Annotated in this window: 6 protein-coding genes; 1 reads left to right on the forward strand and 5 read right to left on the reverse strand. The window is 42.8% G+C overall.

Annotated features, from left to right (window positions below):
- Nucleotides 1–105 precede the first annotated feature (105 nt).
- The 4 genes from ACYTXL_RS32860 to tnpA form a co-directional block, all read right to left on the reverse strand.
- The gene (locus ACYTXL_RS32860) at nucleotides 106–330 is read right to left on the reverse strand and encodes a hypothetical protein (protein WP_461928248.1); all 225 of its coding nucleotides are present in this window, start codon (nucleotides 328–330) and stop codon (nucleotides 106–108) included.
- A gap of 215 nt (nucleotides 331–545) precedes the next feature.
- Entirely contained in the window at nucleotides 546–1,088 is a 543-nt protein-coding gene (scpB, locus tag ACYTXL_RS32865) for an SMC-Scp complex subunit ScpB (RefSeq protein ID WP_461928249.1), read from the reverse strand.
- A gap of 4 nt (nucleotides 1,089–1,092) precedes the next feature.
- Nucleotides 1,093–1,251, reverse strand: a complete 159-nt coding sequence (locus tag ACYTXL_RS32870; protein WP_461928250.1) for a hypothetical protein — start codon at nucleotides 1,249–1,251, stop codon at nucleotides 1,093–1,095.
- A gap of 126 nt (nucleotides 1,252–1,377) precedes the next feature.
- Nucleotides 1,378–1,800 (reverse strand): IS200/IS605 family transposase, encoded by a 423-nt coding sequence (gene tnpA / locus ACYTXL_RS32875; RefSeq protein ID WP_461928251.1) that lies wholly within the window; start codon nucleotides 1,798–1,800, stop codon nucleotides 1,378–1,380.
- A gap of 63 nt (nucleotides 1,801–1,863) precedes the next feature.
- On the opposite strand from tnpA, the gene ACYTXL_RS32880 reads away from it, so the two are divergent.
- Nucleotides 1,864–3,111 carry an RNA-guided endonuclease InsQ/TnpB family protein gene (locus ACYTXL_RS32880; RefSeq protein WP_461928252.1) on the forward strand — a complete coding sequence of 416 codons (1,248 nt, stop codon included), beginning with the start codon at nucleotides 1,864–1,866 and terminating at the stop codon, nucleotides 3,109–3,111.
- 31 nt (nucleotides 3,112–3,142) lie between these two features.
- On the opposite strand, the gene ACYTXL_RS32885 is transcribed toward ACYTXL_RS32880, so the two are convergent.
- Nucleotides 3,143–3,358: 2-C-methyl-D-erythritol 4-phosphate cytidylyltransferase (locus tag ACYTXL_RS32885; RefSeq protein ID WP_461928253.1), on the reverse strand; the 216-nt coding region annotated here is incomplete at its 5' end.

The raw sequence follows: 3,358 nt of genomic DNA on the forward strand, positions 1-3,358 counted from the left end.
TTGTCATTCAAAAAGTCACGATTAAACACCATTGGCAGTTTTATTTAGCTTAATTGCTAATTCTACTCTAAACCATAGTACAAGGGTAGCGCATTTACCACAGGTCTAAGCCTTTAATAGGGCATTGGGCATTGGGCACTTGTACTGACTTTGCCTGCCCTGAGCTTGCCGTACCACTTCGTGGAAGCAAGCTACGCGTAGCGTCTCGTAGAGAAGGGTACTGAGCGGCGCGTTGCCCTGAGCCTGTCGTACCACTTCGTGGAAGCAAGCTACGCGTAGCGTCTCGTAGAGAAGTCGCTGGCGCAGCCTAAGAAGAGAAGTATTGGGCATTGGTTATTCTCCTGAGTACAGAACACCACAAAAAGGGTATGGAATTTAATCATTCGTAGGTTGGGTAGAACGAAGTGGAACCCAACATCAAGTCTCAATATTTCCGAACCCCTTTTACAGTGACGTGTACTTAGGGACTTCCAAATAAAAAAACATCCAACTATTTCAAGTAGTAGTAATTTATTTCTTGGAAGTCCCTTATCCCCCTCATCTCCCTACTCCCCACTCCCCACTCCCTTTAGTTCTAGTTCTAGTTCTAGTTGTTCTTCCTTTTGGCTGCTGGAAAGTATTTGCGGGAGTTGTTCGATTTGAAAATACTGATGAAATTTTGGGGTTACTTGTAGTGAATAGGAGCGAGAATCGTTGTCTCGGCGCTTTCGGATGAAACCAAGTTCTACGAGTTCAGGAACGTGCTGATATACCCCTGAACCGCGCAGGTTAATCAAGTCGCTCTGAAGTATGGGACTATTAAGGGCGATCGCTGCCAAAGTCCGCAATGCACCAACACCCAATTCTACTGGTATCATAGTTTGCACCAAATCATGAAAGTCTGAGCGCAGTTGCAAACTGTAACCATCTGGGGTTTCTATTACCTCTAGGGCGCTATCTCGGTGGGCATAGTTGTCCATTAGTTGAATTATGCCTTCTTTGACAGTGGCGCGATCGCACGCGGCATACTCGGCAATTTCGCCGAGCGACAAGGGTTTACCCTTTAAATAGAGAATCGCTTCTATCTTGGTCGCTGTGGCTGTAATCATTTATTCATTGGGCACTTGTACTGAGCGAAGTCAAAGTATTGGGCACTTGTACTGACTTGTACTGAGCGGCGTCGTTGGCGCAGCCTCTCGTAGAGAAGTAGCGTTCGCGTAGCGTCTCGTAGAGAAGTCGTTGGCGTAGCCTAAGAAGAGAAGTATTGGGCATTAGCAACTGAATAATGGACACCTGATAATCAATAGGTGTTGAGATTTTATCAGAATTCGCGGAAAACCCCATCCGTCTATACGGTGGGGATGGATAACGGTCTGCGGAGCGGAGCGCAGTAGACAATCATTCCTTGCCGCCTGACTGCCCTTTAATATAAGCTTTAACTATTTCCAATGGCGCTCCACCAGATGAAACCACGCATTTAGAATCATGCCATAGTTTAACTTTCTCATCCCAGTAAAACTTACCTATTTCTGATTTGTATTGTTGTCTCAAAATCCTGCTAGAAGCAGACTTAAGTGAAGCCATTAAATCAGAAATATTGTTGTCTGGGTGTAGGTTGATAAGCAGATGAACATGATCGGGTTCTCCATTGAACTCCTCAAGAATGCACAAATTAGCGGTTAATACCCTGACAAAAATAGGCTCCATATCTGCAAGCATCGCTTCTGTAAAAACCAACCTACGAAACTTGGTTACAAAAACCATGTGTAAATGAATATCAAAAACTACGTGCGCTCCTTTCCTCAAAGTATCTCTACTCATTTCGAGTCAACTCTAGAATCTATGTTATAGTATTGAAAATAACATAATTAGACAATTCGACTGATGCTGTATGGCTGTCAAAAAATACTATTAAATCCTGACAATGATCTAAAAGCAATCCTAGAGTTTTTGTGTGGTGAAGCAACAAAACTCTCTAATTGCGGGACTTACTATGCACGTCAGCTTTACTTTAAAACGGGTAAAATCCCAAGCTTGTTTGATTTAAACAATGAACTGTCTGGCAACATTCATAATGAAGCAATGTACTCCCAAGCAGCCCAACAATGTTTAATGAGTGTAGCAGAGTCATTCAAATCATTTGTGGGACTGCTAAAAGGGATAAAAAATGGTACTGTGACGCAAAAACCCAAGCTTCCAGGATATCGAGATGGCGGATTAAGTTTGGTCACATATCCGGCACAAGCCATAAAACTTAAACCACAAGGCTTACGTTTCCCGTTGGGTAGCAAAGTAAAGACATGGTTTGGTCTAGCAGAATTTTACTTACCGATGCCTTCAAATCTTGAGCATAAGCAAATTAGAGAGTATCGAATTCTGCCTAGAAATGGTGAATTCTATTTGGAGCTTGTTTACAAACTTTCAACCATTCAACCTGATGTAGATTTTAGCAAAGTCATTGGCATAGATCCGGGACTTAATAATTGGTTAACTTGTGTTAGTAACATTGGCACATCTTTGATTGTCGATGGACTGCACCTCAAGAGCTTGAATCAGTGGTACAACAAACGAGTATCTGTCCTTAAAGAGAATCAACCACAAGGTTTTTGGTCGAAACAATTAGCTCTCATTACCGAAAAACGAAATAGACAAGTTAGGGATGCCGTCAATAAAGCGGCCCGACTGATATTGAATCACTGTCTCGATAACAATATAGGGACAATTGTTTTTGGGTGGAATGAAGGTCAGCGCCAAAATATCAATCTTGGCAGCAAGACTAATCAAAAGTTTGTTCAGATTCCTACTGCTAGGTTGAAAGACAGAATTAATCAGCTATGCCAGCAGTACGGGCTAAAGTTTGAGGAAACTGAAGAAAGTTACACCAGTAAAGCGAGTTTTTTAGACTCTGATTTGCTACCTACCTTCGGCGAAAAACCTGAAGGGTGGCAAGAGTCTGGTAAGCGAGTCAAACGCGGTCTGTACGCTTGTGCAAATGGTACAAAAATAAATGCTGATGCCAATGGTGCGGCGAATATTTTAAGAAAAGTAGCGGTGAAGCTTGGGCTAGACCTGAGTAGAATCAGTAGCGGCGACTTGATAGCGCCTTTAAGAATCCGTTTCTGGATTTCTTAAGAATCCCCATCCGCCTATGCGGTGGGGAGTATCAAAAGCCTCTACTTCTGAGAATAAATTCTGCGATCGCTAAATCTTGTGGAGTAGTCACTTTTAAATTTGTCTCTTCTCCCTCAAGAATTTGCACTTTCCAGCCACACCTTTCAAATAAGGCGGCATCGTCAGTTACTTCCCAACCTTGACGGACACCTTCAGCATGGCACTGTTTCAACAACTTGACATCAAATCCTTGAGGAGTTTGTGCCGC

This window comes from Nostoc sp., from assembly GCF_054880495.1.

What these genes read in the sequence shown, in the direction of transcription:
- ACYTXL_RS32860 (WP_461928248.1), bottom strand. Translation starts at nt 330, where the DNA reads ATGCCCAATACTTCTCTTCTTAGGCTGCGCCAGCGACTTCTCTACGAG.
- scpB (WP_461928249.1), bottom strand. Translation starts at nt 1,088, where the DNA reads ATGATTACAGCCACAGCGACCAAGATAGAAGCGATTCTCTATTTAAAG.
- ACYTXL_RS32870 (WP_461928250.1), bottom strand. Translation starts at nt 1,251, where the DNA reads ATGCCCAATACTTCTCTTCTTAGGCTACGCCAACGACTTCTCTACGAG.
- tnpA (WP_461928251.1), bottom strand. Translation starts at nt 1,800, where the DNA reads ATGAGTAGAGATACTTTGAGGAAAGGAGCGCACGTAGTTTTTGATATT.
- ACYTXL_RS32880 (WP_461928252.1), top strand. Translation starts at nt 1,864, where the DNA reads ATGCTGTATGGCTGTCAAAAAATACTATTAAATCCTGACAATGATCTA.